The organism is Polaromonas sp. P1_G2, assembly GCF_056405515.1.
Window position 1 is genome coordinate 1 of record NZ_JBFUBY010001550.1, and the last position, 385, is coordinate 385.

Below are 385 nucleotides of genomic sequence, written 5' to 3' on the forward strand. Positions count from 1 at the left end.
GGTTCATGATATCGGCGAACTCTGCGTGCCGGTGGCGTCCTGGATCAGGAAGGGGCCGATGTCACCCGTGGAAGCCGATACGGCGAAACTGCATCCCTATTACGGCGAACGTGCGCTTTCGGCGCTCGGAAAGGCCGGTGTGGGCGCGGCGGCACTGGTCTCGCGCCACCATGAATGTCTTGATCGATCGGGTTTCTACCGCCAGGTCGATGGCTCCGATCTCTCGCCCGCGGCGCGCGTTCTCGCCGCGGCAGAAGTCTATGCAACTTCGCGCGAGGAACGGCCGCAGCGTCCGGCGCTGGACGGCGAGGCTGCGGCCTCGATGGTGCGCACCTGGATACGCGAGGGACGACTTTGCCAGGATGGAGCCGAGGCAGTGCTTACC

1 protein-coding gene is annotated in these 385 nt (G+C 65.5%); it reads left to right on the plus strand.

Annotated elements, in window-relative coordinates; genetic code table 11:
* Positions 1-10: 10 nt before the first annotated feature.
* Positions 11-385: HD domain-containing phosphohydrolase (locus tag AC1D0P_RS31505; RefSeq protein ID WP_477680317.1), on the plus strand; the 375-nt coding region annotated here is incomplete at its 3' end.